This is a genomic window from Achromobacter sp. (assembly GCF_036567245.1).
Lineage (GTDB): Bacteria > Pseudomonadota > Gammaproteobacteria > Burkholderiales > Burkholderiaceae_B > Achromobacter.
On the sequence record NZ_DATCUY010000505.1, the window covers coordinates 1 to 15,971 of the forward strand.

Genomic DNA, 15,971 nt, shown 5'->3' on the forward strand with positions numbered 1-15,971 from the left:
CCAGCATCGGCGCGGGCGCCGCGATGCTGGCCGGGGCCGGGGCGGCCGTGGTGGAGGAACGGTTCATGGCGGGATCAAGCGTAGGCGCGTATCGCATGGCGCGGCAGCTCCACCCAGCAGCGGCTGGCGGCGTGAGGGCCCAGCAGGGCGTCTCCGGTTTCGGGGGACACGATGGAATGCACCGTGCTGCCGGGTACGCCTTCCAGGCGCAGGGCCAGGCGATAGCCGCGGCCCAGGAACACGCCGTCCAGCACGTCGGCCAGCATGGCGTTCGGCTGGTCCGGGCGCGCAGTGCTGACGCGCACCGCTTCCGGCCGCACGAAAAGCTTGCCGCTGGCGGCGTCCAGCGCCTCGTCCACGGCCAGCTCCTGGCGTCCGACGCGGGCGCGGTGCGCATCCAGGCGCTCGAATGGCAGCCAATTCGCTTCGCCCACGAAATCGGCGATAAAGGCCGACCCCGGCTGGCGGTAGAGTTCCCGCGGCGTGCCGTATTGCTCGATGATTCCGCCATTCATGACGGCGATGCGGTCGGCCATCACCATGGCCTCTTCCTGGTCATGCGTGACCATCAGCGTGGTGATGGACAGGCGCTTCTGCAGGGCGCGCAGTTCGATGCGCAGATGCTCGCGGACGCGGGCGTCCAGCGCCGACATGGGTTCGTCCAGCAACAGCAGCGACGGCGACGGCGCCAACGCGCGCGCCAGGGCCACGCGCTGCTGCTGTCCGCCGGAGATCTGTCCTGGATATTTACCGGCCGCGCCGCTCAGCCCGACCAGGGTCAGCATTTCCTCGACGCGGTTGGCGACGTGGTTGCGGTGCGCGCGTTTGCCGCTCAGGCCGTAGGCCACGTTCTGGGCCACGGTCAGGTTGGGAAACAGCGCGTACGACTGGAACAGGATGCCGTAGTCGCGCGCCTGCGGTTCGGCGTGCGAGATGTCGCGCCCGGACAGCACGATGGTGCCGCTGTCCTGCCGCTCCAGGCCGGCGATGGCGCGCAGCAAGGTGGTCTTGCCGCAGCCCGAAGGGCCCAGCAGGCACACCAGCTCCCCGGCGCGGATGTCGAGCGAGACGTCCGACAGCGCGGTATGGCTGCCAAAGCGCTTCACTAGATGCCTGACAGAGAGAAATGCGGTATCGCGTTCGGCCATGGGGCCTCCGGTTTGGGAACGAAGGCAGTATGGAAGACGCTTATTGAGTGTTTATGACACTTCGCGCAAATGCAGTAATAAAAACATCAAATTATTTTGGTGTACTGGCGGTCTTGCGCATTGCGCCCCTATTCCGCCCCCGAAAACCGTGCTTGTCGCCGAACTCAAATCCTTCTATGCCGTGGCCCGCTGCGGCACCGTCACCAAGGCTGCCGCCCAGTTGGGTGTCAGCCAACCCACGGTGACGGGGCAATTGCGCCAGCTGGAGTCCCGTTACGGCGTCGAGCTGTTCCACCGCCAGGGGCGCGGCATGCGTCTGTCGGACGCCGGCCACAGCCTGATGCCCATGGTGGAGAAGCTGGTCCAGCAGGAAACCGAGATCGATTTCCGCCTGCGCGACGCCAGCGACCTGCGCGAAGGCAATCTGCGCATCGGCGCCACCGGCCCCTACTACATCATGGATACGGTACGGGCCTACAACCAACGCTACCCAGGCATCGACCTGACCCTGGCCATCGGCAATTCGCAAAGCATGCTGCAGGCGCTGCATGACTATCGCATCGAGATTGCCACCTCATCTTTTCTGATGGATGACAAGCACCTGTACCGGCGCATGATCGCCGCCGATCCCATCCGGGTGGTGGCGCATCGCGACCATCCCCTGGCGCGCCACAGCCAGGTCCGCCTGGCCGACCTGGCCGAACACGCGCTGCTGTTGCGCGAACCCGGCTCCATGACGCGGCAGCTGACGGAGGACGCCTTGCAGGCGGCCGGCATCGCCGTGCGCCGCACGCTGGAGATCGGCAGCCGCGAGTCGATCCGCCAGGCCATCCTGTGCGGACTGGGGATCAGCCTGATTCCTTCGCGCGAGATCCCTTCCCATCCCGAACTGGCGGCCCTGGACATCGAGGGCGCCGGCATCGTGATGCATGAATACCTGTACTGCCTGCGCGAGCGCCAACCGGTGCAGCTGATCGCGCGCTTTCTGGAGATGGCGCCAGCCGCCGGCTGAGCGCCGCCCTCCCCTATGCGGCCACCCAGGAGACAACCATGGCCTTGACCTTGCAAGATATCGAACAGATTTTCCTGGAGCGCGGGCACCGCTCCTATGACGGCGAATCCGTCAGCCACCTGCGGCATGCGCTGCAGACCGCGGCCCTGGCCGAACGCCACGGCGCCGGCGCCCACCTGATCACCGCCAGCCTGCTGCACGACCTGGGCCATCTCATCGCCGACCGGCCGGGCACGCCCACGCTGCGCGGCCTCGACGACAAGCACCAGTATTTCGTGCTGCCCTTCCTGCGCGGCCTGTTCGGCCCCGCGGTGCTGGACCCGATCCGGCTGCATGTGGAGGCCAAGCGCTACCTCTGCTATGTGGAACCGCAATATGAAGCGTCGCTCTCGGAGGATTCGAAACGCAGCCTGGCGCTACAGGGGGGCAGTTTCGATGCGGGCCAGGCGGTGGATTTCGCGAGCATGCCGGGCGCGCCGGATGCGATCCGCCTGAGGCGCTGGGACGACATGGCCAAGGTTCCCGGATTGGCCACGCCGCCCCTGGATCATTTCCTGGAGATCGCCGAGGGCGTCTCCGGGCGGGTCAAGCTGGCTGCCATCTGGTAGGGCTGGCGGGAAAGCCATGCTTGCTGGCGGTCCAGACAACCGCCAGCGTCGCCGCCAGCAGCGCCAGCAGGACCGGCATGAACGCGGCCACGCCCAGGCGTTCCAGCAGCGCGCCGCCGACAACGCCACCCGCGGCGATGGCCGTGTTCCACGCCGTGACCAGCATGGACTGCGCGGCGTCCGCGGCCTCGCCGGCCGTCTTGGCCAGCGCGGTCTGGAACAGCGTCGGCGAGCCGCCAAACGCAACGCCCCAGGCGCCGACTGCCAGATAGAGCATGGCCGGCATGCCGCCCGCGATGCCCAGCGTCAACGCGGCCAGGCCGAACAGCGCTATGCAGGCGAGGGTCAGCGCGCGCAGATGGCGGTCGATCAGCGTCCCGACCAGCCAGATGCCTAGCAAGGAACTCAGTCCGAACACCAGCAGCACCAGCTCGGTGCTCGCGGCCATCCCCACCGAGGCCAGGAACGGCGCGATATAGATGTAGAGAATGTTGTGCGCCAACACGAACGCCAGCACGGCAAATAGCACCGGACGCACGCCAGGCAGCAGGAATACGCGCCGCAGCGGCAGTTGCCGGCCCCGTGCCTGTCCCGCAAAGTCCGGCACCCGCAGGCGCACCCAGACCATCAGGATCAACGCCAGCCCGCTCATGATGCCGAAGCCGATGCGCCAGCCCCACAGCGCGCCCAGGAAGGTTCCGGCCGGAACGCCCAGCGACAGCGCCAGCGGCGCGCCTAGCATCGCCACCGCAATCGCGCGGCCCTGCTGATGCGCCGGCACCATGCGCGCGGCGTAGCCGGCCACCAGCGCCCACAACAGCCCCGCCGACATGCCCGCCAGAAAGCGCGCAGCCATGGTCAGCACATAGCCGGATGACAGCGCGGTCACGGTGTTGGCAAGCACAAACCCGGCGATCGCCGCCAGCAACAGCGGCCGGCGCCGGACTCCCCGGGTGGCGGCGACCAGCGGTATCGCCGCCACCAGCGAACCGATCGCGTAAATGGTGACGGTCTGGCCGATGCTGGCCTGGGACACGGCCAGGCCCTGCGCCATCTGCGGCAGCAGCCCGGCCGGCAGCGCCTCGGTCAGGATCGTGATGAAGCCGGCCATGGCCAGCGCCAGCAGCGAGCCCAGCGGCAGGCGGTCATGTGCAGCGGCGCTCATCGACCTGACTCCAGTGCGCCATAGACAGCATCGCGCAGCTCGGCGACGTAACGACCCGACATGCCTTCATAGAGCGTGTTGGTGAAGGCAACCACGCTTAGCCCCCGCGCCCGATCCACGAACCATGAATGACCATAGGCGCCGCCCCAGCGCCAGGTGCCAGGCGATTCCGGCGAGGCGGCGGCTAACGGGTCGCGCAGCACTGAAAAACCCAGGCCGAAGCCGAAACCCGGCACATCGGGCAGATCCCGGCCCCCAGTCTGGTCACGCCCCATCTCCGCGATCAGCTTGCTGGGCAGGAGCGCGCCGCCCCCCTGCCGCAAGGCTTCCAGCAGCCGCAGAAAATCCCCCGCGGTGCCCGCCATGCCGGCGCCACCCGAAGGGAAGGCCCGGGCATCGAAGATGCGGGCCGGACTGTACGCGATGCCGACCGTGCCGTCGAAGGCCGCGACCGTCTCGCCCTCGGCCAGGCGCTGCGGTTGCGGCGAAGCGTTCACATAGGCGGTAGCCACGCGGCGCGGGTCGTGCGCAACGAAGCCGGTATCGGACATGCGCAATGGGCCGGTTACCCAGCGCCACACCGCCTCGTCCAACGTAGTGTCTGCGATGCGTTCGATCAGCGCGCCCAGCACGTCTGTCGCCAGCGAGTAGCCCCAGGCCGTGCCCGGTTCATACAGCAGCGGCACGCTGGCGAGGCGGCGCAGGTTTTCCTGCAGGCTGAAGCGGGACGCATCCATGCCGTCCGACACGCCGGCCCGCGCGTAGGGCCCATGCGCGTCAGCCTCGAAGAAGCGGTAGCCCAGGCCTGCGGTATGGCTCAGCAATTGCCGCGCCGTGATGCGCGCCGGGCGGCCGTCGGCCAGCCTGGGCTGGAACTCCGGCAGCCAGCGTCCAATATCCGCGTCCAGCTCGAGCCGGCCTTGCCCGACCAGCGCCAGTGCCGCAGTGGAGACGATAGGCTTGCTCACGGAAGCCAGCCGGAAGACCGTATCCAGCGTCATCGGACGCGCGCTCTCGCGGTCGGCATGACCGGCGGCCTGCTGGTGGATCAACTCGCCGTCGCGAGCAACCAGCACCACGGCGCCGACCAACCGCCGGTCGTCCAGCGCCTGCTGGACGACCGCCTGGATGCGGGCAGGAAGGTGCGCGGGTGCAGGGCTCCGGCGCAAGGAAAGTGTGGGATTTGTCATGGCAACATCTCGGCTCAATCTGAGGTGCCTAGACGATAAGATCGCCTTGATTAAAGAAAAAGTAGGCTACATTTCCTTCTTATGCGGAACTGAATGTCCGCAATCGGGGGGAAAAATGGACAGCCTGAATGGCTTTGTCGTGTTCGTGCAGGTCGCCGAAACACGCAGCTTCGTGGCGGCCGGCCGGCAGCTCGGCGTGTCGGCGTCCGCTATCGGCAAAAGCGTGGCGCGGCTGGAAGACAAGCTGGGGGTGCGCCTGTTCCACCGCAGCACGCGCAGCGTCACGCTGACGGCCGAAGGCATGCTGTTCCTGGAGCGTAGCCGCCGCATCCTGGCCGAAATCGAGGCGGCCGAGCTGGAGTTGTCGCATGCCGCCGCCGCGCCGCGCGGACGCCTGCGGGTCAGCCTGCCACTGGTCAGCGGGCTGGTGCTGCCCGTGCTGGGCGAGTTCATGCGCGCGTATCCCGAGATCGAACTCGATCTGGATTTCACCGACCGCATGGTGGATGTGATCGAAGAAGGCTTCGATGCCGTGGTGCGCACGGGCGAGCCAGCCGACTCCCGCCTGTCGGCGCGCCGCCTGGGTTCATTCCAGATCCTGCTGGTTGCCTCGCCCGCCTATCTGGCCAGCCGGGGCACGCCCCAGGCGCCGGCCGATCTGCTGCATCACAGCTGCCTGCACTACCGCTTTCCCAGCAGCGGCAAGCTGGAGACCTGGGCGTTGCGGCAAGCCGGGGGCGAACCTGAACTGCAGTTGCCCGTCTCGATGATCTGCAACAACATCGAGACGCGCGCCTGCTTTGCGTTGCAAGGGTTGGGTATCGCCTACCTGCCGGACTTCGCTATCCGCGAGCCCCTGGCGGACGGGCGCCTAGTGCAGGTCCTGGCCGGACAGGCTGAACGCACCAACGTCTTCCACATGCTCTGGCCCGCCAGCAAGCAGCCGTCGCCTAAAGTCCGGGCGCTGGTGGACTTTCTTGGTTCAAGAGTCTTTGCGAACGCCAAGGCGTCCACGCCTGGGGATCGCCCCAGGCGCTAGGAGCCTAGGCGCCCTTGGCCACCGGCCGGGACGGGTCGCTGCACCACTCGCTCCAGGAGCCCGGGTACAGGCGCGAACCCGACAGGCCGGCGATCTCCATCGACAACAGGTTGTGGCAGGCCGTGATGCCCGAGCCGCACTGGTGCACGATGGCCGCGGGATCGCGGCCATCCAGCAGGCTGGCGAATTCCTCGCGCAGCTGCGCGGCCGGCTTGAAGCGGCCGTCAGCCCGGAGGTTCTCGCCGTTGGGGCGGTTCAGCGCGCCCGGAATATGGCCGGCTACCGGGTCCATGGGTTCGACCTCGCCGCGGTAGCGGTTGGCTGCGCGCGCATCGATCACGGTGAAGGCCTGGCGGGGAATGTTGTCCAGCACCGCCTGGGCGTCCACCGAGCCAGCCAGCGAGGCGCCCGGCTCGACCGGATCGCCGGCGCGCACGGCAGCCACGGCTTCGGTCGTGGTCGGCAGTCCAGCCGCCGTCCATGCCTGCCAGCCGCCGTCCAGCACGGCCACCTGATCATGTCCCAGCCAGCGCAGCATCCACCACAGGTGCGCGGCATACATGCCGCCGCTGGCGTCATAGGCCACCACCAGCGTCTGGGGCGTGACGCCATGCGCGGCCATCAGCGCGCCGACTTCGCCGCGCGAGGGCAAGGGATGGCGGCCGTTCTTGCCGCTGCGGGCCGCGGACAACTCGGTTTCGTGGTCCAGGTAGCGGGCGCCGGGGATATGGCCGGCGTCATAGGCCTGACGGCCCGCCGCGTGGTTGCTCAGGTCGTGGCGCACATCGAACACGCGCACATCGGGCGCATTCAAGCGCGCGGCCAGGTCGGCGGCGGAAATCAGGGTCATCGTCATTCGGTGTGCTCCTGTGGTGAGCTGAGGAAACCGCGGATCAGGCCGGTTTGGGATCGCGCATGGTGCGCCATACCGACAGCAAGCCCGCGAAAATGATCAGGCCCATGCCGGCCCAGGCCAGGGCGTCCAGACGGTCGCCCCATAGCCCCATGCCCAGCAGGGCAGCAAAGATGATGGTGCTGTATTGCAGGGCCGCCGTCAGCAGCGCGGAACCCACGCCGAAGGCTCGCGTCATGGCCAACTGGCCGAACAACCCCGCGACGCCCACGCCCAGCAGCGACAGATAGCCCGTCCAGTCGGCATGGCCCCAGCCCTCGAACGCCAGCCCGGCCAGGCTGGACACGCACACCGCCACCGAGAAAAACAGCACGGTGCGCCATTCGGGTTCGCCGATCCGGCCCAACTGGCGGATCTGCATCATGGCGATGGCGGACATGGCGCCTGCGGCCATGCCGAGGACGGCGGCCAGCCATTGGTCTTCGTTGATGCTGGGCCGCAGCACGGCGATCACGCCCAGGAAGCCCAGCGCCACCGCCAGGATGCGTACGGGGTCGCGCTGCGCGCCGCCCCAACCCAGCATCCAACAGGCAATAAACAGCGGCGCCGTGTAGTTCAGGCTGGTAGCGGTGGCCAGGGGAAGATGGGCAATGGCGAAAAAGCCCAGCCACATCGACGTGACGCCGGACAGGTTGCGCCACAGGTGCAGCTTCCAGCTGGTCGGAACAATGGATTGGCGGCCGGCGCGGGCCCAGATCAGCAGCAGGATGACCGACGGCAGTCCGCGGAAAAGAACCACTTGCGGCAGCGACGCGCCGTGCTCGGTGCCGAGCTTCACGAACGAACCCATGATGGCGAACATGGCGGACGCCAGCAACATCCAAAGTGCCTGCATGGGGGGTCTACGCTAAGGGAAAAGTGAGGAGGAATAAGGGAAAGCGATACTATACTCTCCGTCACCGGAAGCGGCGCCGCAGGTCGGGGAACTGGCGGGCCGCCGCGATGTCGAATCCCGGCATATCCTGCTCGCAGAGGAACACAAAAAACATGAAACGCATTGTCCTGTTCGTCATTACCAACCTGGCCGTCATGCTCGTGCTGTCGGCCACGCTGCGCATCCTGGGCGTAGACCGCTACATCACCGCCAACGGCCTGAACCTCAACGCCCTGCTGATCTTCTCGGTCGTGGTGGGCTTTACCGGCGCGATCATCTCGCTGCTGATCAGCAAGCCCATGGCCAAATGGAGTACCGGCGCCCAGGTGCTGGACCCGAACTCGCCGCGCAACCAGCGCGAAGCCTGGCTGGTCGACACCGTGCACCAGCTGGCCGACCGCGCCGGCATCGGCCGCCCGGAAGTCGCCATCTATGAAGGCGCGCCCAACGCCTTCGCCACCGGCGCGTTCAAGAACGACTCCCTGGTCGCCGTGTCCACCGGCCTGCTGGAAAGCATGAGCGAAGAAGAAGTCGCCGCCGTGCTGGCCCACGAAGTCGCCCACATCGCCAACGGCGACATGGTCACGCTGACCCTGATCCAGGGCGTGGTCAACACCTTCGTCGTGTTCCTGGCACGCGTGGTCGGCTACTTCATCGACCGCGTCGTATTCAAGAACGAACGCGGCATCGGCCCGGGCTACTACATCACCGTGCTGGTCTGTGAAATCATTTTCGGCGTGCTGGCCTCGATCATCGTGGCCTGGTTCTCGCGCCAGCGCGAGTACCGCGCCGACGCCGGCTCGGCCCACCTGATGGGCGCCCGCGAGCCCATGATCCGCGCCCTGGCCCGCCTGGGCGGCCTGGAGCCGGGCGAGCTGCCCAAGTCCTTCGAAGCCTCGGGCATCACCGGCAAGGGCGGCCTGGCCGCGATGTTCGCCTCGCACCCGCCGATTCCGGCCCGCATCGCCGCGCTGCAAAACGCCCGCGTGGTCTAAGCCGCGCAGCCAGCAAAAAGCCCCTCCACGGAGGGGCTTTTTCTTGGGCGCAACCCGGAATACCGGTCAGCACTCGACAATGTTCACCGCCAGCCCGCCGCGCGCGGTTTCCTTGTATTTGGTCTTCATGTCGGCGCCGGTTTCGCGCATGGTCTTGATGACGGAATCCAGCGACACGTAATGCTGACCGTCGCCTCGCAGCGCCATGCGGGCGGCGTTGACGGCCTTGATGGAGGCCATGGCGTTGCGCTCGATACAGGGGATCTGCACCAGGCCGCCGACGGGGTCGCAGGTCAGGCCCAGGTTGTGTTCCATGCCGATCTCGGCCGCGTTCTCGACCTGTTCGACCGTGCCGCCCAGGGCCGCGGCCAGACCGCCCGCCGCCATCGAACAAGCCACGCCGACCTCGCCCTGACAGCCGACCTCGGCGCCCGACAGCGAGGCGTTGTACTTGTACAGCAGCCCCACGGCCGCCGCGGTCAGCAGGAAATCGCGCACGCCCTCGCGGTTGGAGCCGGGCACGAAGCGGTCGTAGTAGTGCAGCACGGCGGGAATGATGCCGGCCGCGCCGTTGGTCGGCGCCGTCACCACCCGGCCGCCGGCGGCGTTCTCTTCGTTGACCGCCATGGCGTACAGGTTGACCCAATCCATCACGGACAGGGGATCGGAGAGCGTGCGTTCGGCGCGCTGGGTCAGGTTGCGGTACAGCTCGGGCGCGCGGCGGCGCACGCGCAAGGGGCCGGGCAGCTCGCCGTCCGCTTCCGGATAGTTGATGCCGCAGCCGCGCGACACGCAGTCCTGCATCACCTGCCAGATGCGGTCCAGGCCGGCATGCACCTCGGCCTCGTCGCGCCAGGTCAGCTCGTTCTTCATCATCAGCTGCGCCACCGACAGCCCGTTCTCGCGGCACATGGACATCAGTTCGCGGCCCATGCGGAACGGGAACGGCAGTTGGTCGTGCGCGGCGATGACCTGGCTGTTGGACGCCCCGGCCGTCACCACAAAGCCGCCGCCCACCGACAGGTAGCGGGCTTCGCGCAGCGACTCGCCATTGGCGTCAAACGCATGAAACTTCATGCCGTTAGGATGCTCCGCCATGGCTTCGCGGCGGTAGAACATCATGTGTTCCTTTTCCACGAAGGGAACCGGATGGCGCCCCAGCAGCGGCAGTTGGCGGCTGGCGCGCACCGACGCGACCATGCCGGCGATGGCGGCGGGATCCACGGTATCGGGGGCTTCGCCCATCAGGCCCAGCAGCACGCCCTTGTCGGTGCCGTGGCCCTTGCCCGTGGCGCCCAGCGACCCGTAGAGCTCGGCTCGGACCGCGGCCACGCTCGGCATGAGGCCATCGCGCTCCAGGCCTTGCGCGAACAACAGGGCGGCCCGCATGGGCCCCACCGTATGGGAGCTAGACGGGCCTATGCCTATCTTGAACAGGTCGAATACGGAAACGGCCACGCAAAACTCCAGTGCATCTGCGAATGATGAAGCAATGATACGCGCTGGCCAGTCCGCGCGCAGCAGGCCCGGCAGGCGTATGCTGTATTGAGGGGACAGGTTCCCCCGCCAGCGCCGCACATGCGATCATTACAGAATTATTACTTGTCATAGAAGAATGGAAACACGCCAGGATGTCCGGACTTATTACCCTGCTTGACTTCGCCGGCTACGTCGCCCTGCTCCTCTGGGGCGTACACATGGTCCAAACAGGCGTGCAACGCGCCTTCGGGGCCGCGCTGGGCGCGGCACTGGGCAAGGCCCTGGGCACCCGATTGCGAGCCTTTGCGGCCGGGCTGGGCATCACCGCCGCGCTGCAGAGCAGCACCGCCACGGGCCTGATGATTACCGGCTTCGCGGCCGGCGGCGTCGTCGCCCTGGCGCCGGCCCTGGCTGCCATGCTGGGCGCCAATGTCGGCACCACGCTCATCGTCCAGCTGCTGTCCTTCGACCTGACCTCGCTGGCCCCCATCCTGATCCTGGCGGGCGTCTGGATGTTCCGCCGCTATCCGCCCGGGCGCACGCGCGACCTGGGCCGCGTCTTCATCGGCCTGGGCCTCTTGCTGCTGTCGCTGCACCAGTTGGTCGAGCTGTTCCAGCCGTTCCAGACCGCGCCCATGCTGGGCATGATCCTGGACGCACTGTCGACCCAGCCGGTCGCCACCGTGCTGCTGGCGGCCGCCTTCACCTGGGCGGCGCATTCCAGCGTGGCCGTGGTGGTGCTGGTCATGTCGCTGGCCAGCCACCATATGGTGGCCCCGCACGTCGCCTTTGCGCTGGTGCTGGGCGCCAACCTGGGCACCGCCATCAACCCCATGATCGAAGGCGTGACCGGCGACGACCCCGCCGCCCGCCGTCTACCCTTGGGCAACCTGCTGACGCGGGTGCTGGGCGTGCTGATCGGGCTGATACTGCTGCCCTACCTGCAGCCGATGATGAGCGAGCTGGCGTCCGACCCGGCCCGCGCCGTGGCCAACTTCCACACGTTGTTCAACGCCGTCATCGCCCTGGTTTTCCTGCCGCTGCTGACGCCCTATGCCGCCCTGCTGACCCGCTGGCTGCCCAAGCGCGCGGATCCGAACGACCCGTCGCGCCCCCAGTACCTGGACGAATGGGCCCATGACGTGCCGGCCGTGGCCCTGGGCAACGCGGCGCGCGAAGCCCTGCGCATGGCCGACATGCTGCAGACCCTGCTGCTCTACGCCCGCGCCGGCTTCAAGCGCGACAACCGCCACCGCATGGTGCAGGCGCGCCAGCTGGACGCGGCGCTGGACAAGCTGGAGAACGCCATCACCACCTACCTGGCCACGCTGGACCAGGAAAACATGACGCGCGACGACATCCAGCGCCTGGACGACATCCTGGCCTTCACCAGCAATATCGGCCATGCCGGCGACATCGCCCACCACGGCCTGCTCAGCCACGTCGCCAAGCTGCGCAAGCAGGGCTGGGTGTTCTCGCCCGAGCAGCGCGCCAGCCTGGACGACACGCTGGGCCAACTCATTGCCAACCAGCGCACCGCCGCCGCCCTGTTCGTCAACGACGACCTGCGTCAGGCCCGTGCGCTGGCAGGCGAAAAGGCGCGTTTCCGCTCGATTGAAACCAACGCGGCGGATACCCACCTGCAGAAGATCAAGGCGGGCGAGGTCGATGCGGCCGAAGTGGGCGCGCTCTACCTGGATATCCTGCGCGACATGAAGGGCATCAATTCCCACCTGGTGGGGGCGGCCGCCTATCCCTTGCTGGCGCGCCACGGCGAACTGCTGCCCAGCCGCCTGCGCGAAGCGGGGAACTGAGAAGAAGAAAAAGCCGACCCGCGAGGTCGGCTTTTTCAAATCGGCAAGAGGCGCTTTCGCACCCCGGCTCCGCTCCTACAAGTACCGCTTGAACCAATCCAGCATGCGCTTCCAGCCGTCCTGCGCCGCCTCGGCCTTGTAGCTGGCGCGGTAGTCCGCCAGGAAGGCGTGGTCGGCTTCGGGGTACACCACGAACTCCGAACGCCTGGCGTTGTCGTTGCCCGCGGCCAGCTTGGCCTTCATGGTCTCGACGTCGGCCAGCGGAATGCTGGCGTCCTTGCCGCCATACAAACCCAGTACCGGCGCATGCAGTTCGTTGACCACGTCGAAGGCAAAGCGCTTGATCAACGGACCATGGCCCACGCTGAGCTTGCCGTACCAGGCCACGGCGGCCTTCACGTCGGGGTTGTGCGCGGCGTACATCCAGGTCAGGCGACCGCCCCAGCAGAAGCCCGTCACCGCCACGCGCTTGGGGTCGCCGCCGTGCGCGGCGGCCCAGGCCACGCTGGCGTCCAGATCCGCAAATACCTGTTCGTCCGGCACCTTGCTGACCAGCTCGGCGATCAGTTTCGGGATGTCGGTGTAGACCGAGGCGTCGCCCTGGCGCTGGTAGAGATTGGCGGCCACGGCCAGGTAGCCGGCCTTGGCGACCCGGCGGCACAGGTCCTTGATGTGCTCGTGCACGCCGAAGATTTCCTGCACCACCAGCACGATGGGCAGGTCGCGCTTGCCTTCGGGCGCGGCGTAATAGGCGTCGATCGTGCTGTCGGCCACGGGCAGCTTGAAATCCCCGTGGACCAGCCCCTGAGTGTCCGTGTGGATCACGGTGGGGGCGACATTGCCGGCTGCGGCGGAAAAACTCATGAAGAACTCCTGTGTAGGGATGATCAACCAAGCCGGATATCCCGCCAGCGCCTGCACGGCCTCGCGCCGGTCCTAGTGCCGGTGGACATGCTCCACTTGCGGCGCGCCACGGCCGGCTTCGGCGTCGTGGTCATGCCCGTGGTGCATCACCGTCGTGACGCTGTAGATCAGCGCCACGCCCACGCCGACCAGCAGCAATTGCGGGACGGCATCGGCCAGGGATACCCGTTCGTGCATCTGCGGCATCAGGTCGGCCACCGAGATGTAAAGGAAGCTGCTGGCCGCAACCACCAGGACATACGGCACCCATGCTTGCGCCTGCTGCAGCACGAAGTACCCTATTATGCCGCCCACGGCTGAACACAAGCTGGTGAAGAGGATCAGCGAGAACGCACGGCGGCGCGCCAGGCCGGCGTTGAGCAGCACCACGAAGTCGCCCAGCTTGTGCGGCACTTCATGGACGATGATGGACGCCGCGGTCAGCACGCCCAGCAGCGGATCGGTCAGGAAAGCCGCGGCCACCAGCACGCCGTCGCACAGATTGTGCAGCGAGCTGCCGATCAGGATCATCACCCCGCCGCGGCCCGCCTCGTGGCGGTCATGCCCCTTGTGGTGATGATGGCCGTCGCCCTCGTGGTGGTGGCTGTGCCGCAGCAGCGCGATCTTCTCCAGCACGAAGAAGCCGATCAGCGACGCCAGCATCAGGCCGAACAGCACATCGGCATCGCCCACCCCGGTCTCGAACGCCTCGGGCAGCAGATGCAGCAGGGCCACCGACAGCAGCACCCCCACCGACAGGCTGACCATATGGTGCAGGTATTGCGCGAAGACCTTGTAGGCCAGCCAGCTGGCGACCAGGACGGCGATGAGCCCGCCGGTGACGGTGGCGAGCAGAATCCAGAGCAGCAACATTTTGGGGGGACGCTTTAGAGGCGGGGGAAGCGCAACATTATATTGTTTCAATACTAAAAACGGAAATGGGCCGCCCGAAGGCGGCCCACCTGTCCTGCGGGCAAGCGCGCTTCAAGCCCTAGTGGGCCTGTTCCCAGTTCTTGCCCATGCCCACCTCGGCCACCAAGGGCACGCGCAGGGTCGCCACATTGCACATCAGGCGCGGCAACGCTTCCTTGACCAGGTCCAGTTCGGCGTCGGGAGCTTCCAGCACCAGTTCGTCGTGCACCTGCATGATCATGCGCGTCTGCAGCTTTTCGGCTTCCAGCCAATCCTGCACCGCGATCATGGCCATCTTGATCAGATCGGCCGCCGTGCCCTGCATGGGCGCGTTGATGGCCGCCCGCTCGGCCCCCTGGCGGCGCGGGCCGGAGGCGCCGCGGATTTCCGGCAGTTGCAGGCGGCGTCCGAAGACGGTTTCCACATAGCCCTGTTCGCGCGCGCGGCGGCGGGTGTCGTCCATGTACATCGCCACGCCAGGATAGCGGGCGAAATAGCGGTCGATGTAGGCCTGCGCGGCATCGCGCGTGATGCCCAGGTTGGACGCCAGGCCGAACACCCCCATGCCGTAGATCAGGCCGAAGTTGATGGCCTTGGCGGCGCGACGCTGCTCGGTGGAAACGCCCTCCAGCGACACGCCGAACACTTCCGAGGCCGTGGCGCGGTGGATGTCCTCGCCCGCCGCGAAGGCGCGTTGCAGGTTGGCGTCATCCGACACGTGCGCCATGATGCGCAGCTCGATCTGGGAATAGTCCGCCGACAGCAACATGCCCTGCTCGGCGATGAACGCCTCGCGCACGCGCCGGCCGGCTTCGGTGCGCACCGGGATGTTCTGCAGGTTGGGATCGGACGAGGCCAGGCGGCCGGTGATGACCGCGGCCTGCGAATAGTGCGTGTGCACGCGCCCGGTGTTCGGGTTGATCATGCGCGGCAGCTTGTCCGTGTAGGTGGACTTCAGCTTGGACAGGCCGCGGTATTCCAGCAGCACTTGCGGCAGCGGGTAATCCTGCGCCAGCTTGCTCAGCACCTCTTCGTCGGTGGACGGCGCGCCGCTGGCGGTCTTGCGCACCACCGGCAGCTGCATTTGGCCGAACAGGATCTCGCCCAGCTGCTTGGGGGAATTCAGGTTGAAGGGCTGCCCGGCCAGTTCGTAGGCCTTCTGTTCGAGCTGCAGCATTTCCTGGCCCAGCTTGTGGCTCTGGCGCCCCAGTTCCGCCGCATCCACTTTGACGCCATTGCGTTCGACCGTGGTCAGCACCGCCGACACCTGCATTTCCAGCAGGTAGATGCGGTTCAGCCCTTCGTCGGCCGCCACCATCGGGCGCAGCACCTGATGCAGCTGCAAGGTGAAGTCCGAGTCTTCGGCGGCGTAATGGCCGGCCTGGTCCACCGCCACTTCGTCAAAGCCGATCTGCTTGGCGCCCTTGCCGCAGAGGTCCTCGTAGGACACGCCGCTGCGGCCCAGGTAGCGCTGGGCCAGGTCGTTCAAGCCCACGCCGCGATGCGATTCCAGCACATAGGCCTGCAGCATCGTGTCTTCGGTGATGCCGGCCAGCTTGATGCCTTCGTTGGCGAACACGTGCGCGTCGTACTTGGCATGGTGCAGCAGCTTGGCGCGGGACGCATCTTCCAGCCAGGGTTTCAGGCGCGCCAGCACCTCGGCCTTGGGCAACTGCGGCGCGTTGTCCGGGCCGCGGTGCGCGACCGGGATGTAGCACGCCACGCCGGGCGACACCGCCAGCGACATGCCCACCATCCGGGCCTGCATTTCGTCCAACGAAGTGGTCTCGGTGTCCAGCGCCACCAGCGGCGCGTCCTTCAGCTTCTCCATCCAGGCGTCGAAGGCGGCCCAATCGGAGAGGATCTGATAGTCGAGTTCCACGGGCACGGCGGGCGCCTCGTGCGCGATGCGGGCGTCG

At 67.2% G+C, this 15,971-nt stretch carries 14 protein-coding genes; 5 read left to right on the top strand and 9 right to left on the bottom strand.

All coding sequences use genetic code 11. The features are described 5' to 3' along the window. Window positions 1-74: 74 nt before the first annotated feature. The gene (locus VIR09_RS21350; protein ID WP_332014664.1) at window positions 75-1,148 is read right to left on the bottom strand and encodes a putative 2-aminoethylphosphonate ABC transporter ATP-binding protein; all 1,074 of its coding nucleotides are present in this window, start codon (window positions 1,146-1,148) and stop codon (window positions 75-77) included. Between the two features lie 148 nt (window positions 1,149-1,296). On the opposite strand from VIR09_RS21350, the gene VIR09_RS21355 reads away from it, so the two are divergent. Continuing rightward, a complete protein-coding gene (locus VIR09_RS21355; protein WP_332014665.1) occupies window positions 1,297-2,160 on the top strand; it encodes a LysR family transcriptional regulator in 864 nt (287 codons plus the stop codon). A gap of 38 nt (window positions 2,161-2,198) precedes the next feature. Further along, entirely contained in the window at window positions 2,199-2,768 is a 570-nt protein-coding gene (locus VIR09_RS21360) for a phosphonate degradation HD-domain oxygenase (RefSeq protein ID WP_332014666.1), read from the top strand. Here VIR09_RS21360 and VIR09_RS21365 read toward each other — a convergent pair. Next, the gene (locus VIR09_RS21365) at window positions 2,746-3,933 is read right to left on the bottom strand and encodes an MFS transporter (protein ID WP_332014667.1); all 1,188 of its coding nucleotides are present in this window, start codon (window positions 3,931-3,933) and stop codon (window positions 2,746-2,748) included. The two genes, VIR09_RS21360 and VIR09_RS21365, sit on opposite strands and share 23 nt — an antisense overlap. After that, window positions 3,930-5,123 (bottom strand): serine hydrolase domain-containing protein, encoded by a 1,194-nt coding sequence (locus tag VIR09_RS21370; RefSeq protein WP_332014668.1) that lies wholly within the window; start codon window positions 5,121-5,123, stop codon window positions 3,930-3,932. Before VIR09_RS21370 ends, VIR09_RS21365 begins: the two co-directional genes overlap by 4 nt. A 115-nt stretch (window positions 5,124-5,238) precedes the next feature. Here VIR09_RS21370 and VIR09_RS21375 point away from each other — a divergent pair, with 115 nt between their 5' ends. Then, window positions 5,239-6,162, top strand: a complete 924-nt coding sequence (locus VIR09_RS21375; protein WP_332014669.1) for a LysR family transcriptional regulator — start codon at window positions 5,239-5,241, stop codon at window positions 6,160-6,162. Between the two features lie 4 nt (window positions 6,163-6,166). Here VIR09_RS21375 and VIR09_RS21380 read toward each other — a convergent pair whose 3' ends face one another. Then, window positions 6,167-7,018 carry a sulfurtransferase gene (locus VIR09_RS21380; RefSeq protein WP_332014670.1) on the bottom strand — a complete coding sequence of 284 codons (852 nt, stop codon included), beginning with the start codon at window positions 7,016-7,018 and terminating at the stop codon, window positions 6,167-6,169. Window positions 7,019-7,055: 37 nt separating this feature from the next. Then, window positions 7,056-7,910, bottom strand: coding sequence for a DMT family transporter (locus VIR09_RS21385; protein WP_332014671.1), 855 nt, complete (start codon window positions 7,908-7,910; stop codon window positions 7,056-7,058). Window positions 7,911-8,062: 152 nt separating this feature from the next. On the opposite strand from VIR09_RS21385, the gene htpX reads away from it, so the two are divergent. Next, window positions 8,063-8,944 (top strand): protease HtpX, encoded by an 882-nt coding sequence (htpX, locus tag VIR09_RS21390; protein WP_332014672.1) that lies wholly within the window; start codon window positions 8,063-8,065, stop codon window positions 8,942-8,944. A gap of 66 nt (window positions 8,945-9,010) precedes the next feature. Here htpX and VIR09_RS21395 read toward each other — a convergent pair whose 3' ends face one another. Continuing rightward, window positions 9,011-10,402, bottom strand: coding sequence for an L-serine ammonia-lyase (locus VIR09_RS21395; RefSeq protein WP_332014673.1), 1,392 nt, complete (start codon window positions 10,400-10,402; stop codon window positions 9,011-9,013). A 173-nt stretch (window positions 10,403-10,575) separates the two neighbouring features. Between VIR09_RS21395 and VIR09_RS21400 the strand changes: the two genes are divergently transcribed. Further along, window positions 10,576-12,237 (top strand): Na/Pi cotransporter family protein, encoded by a 1,662-nt coding sequence (locus tag VIR09_RS21400; RefSeq protein ID WP_332014674.1) that lies wholly within the window; start codon window positions 10,576-10,578, stop codon window positions 12,235-12,237. Window positions 12,238-12,312: 75 nt separating this feature from the next. Here VIR09_RS21400 and VIR09_RS21405 read toward each other — a convergent pair whose 3' ends face one another. From VIR09_RS21405 to polA, 3 genes are all read right to left on the bottom strand, one after another. Beyond that, window positions 12,313-13,101 carry a dienelactone hydrolase family protein gene (locus VIR09_RS21405; protein ID WP_332014675.1) on the bottom strand — a complete coding sequence of 263 codons (789 nt, stop codon included), beginning with the start codon at window positions 13,099-13,101 and terminating at the stop codon, window positions 12,313-12,315. 72 nt (window positions 13,102-13,173) lie between these two features. Continuing rightward, the gene (locus tag VIR09_RS21410) at window positions 13,174-14,013 is read right to left on the bottom strand and encodes a ZIP family metal transporter (RefSeq protein ID WP_332014676.1); all 840 of its coding nucleotides are present in this window, start codon (window positions 14,011-14,013) and stop codon (window positions 13,174-13,176) included. A 118-nt stretch (window positions 14,014-14,131) separates the two neighbouring features. Further along, on the bottom strand, window positions 14,132-15,971 hold a 1,840-nt coding region (gene polA, locus VIR09_RS21415; RefSeq protein WP_332014677.1), incomplete at its 5' end, for a DNA polymerase I.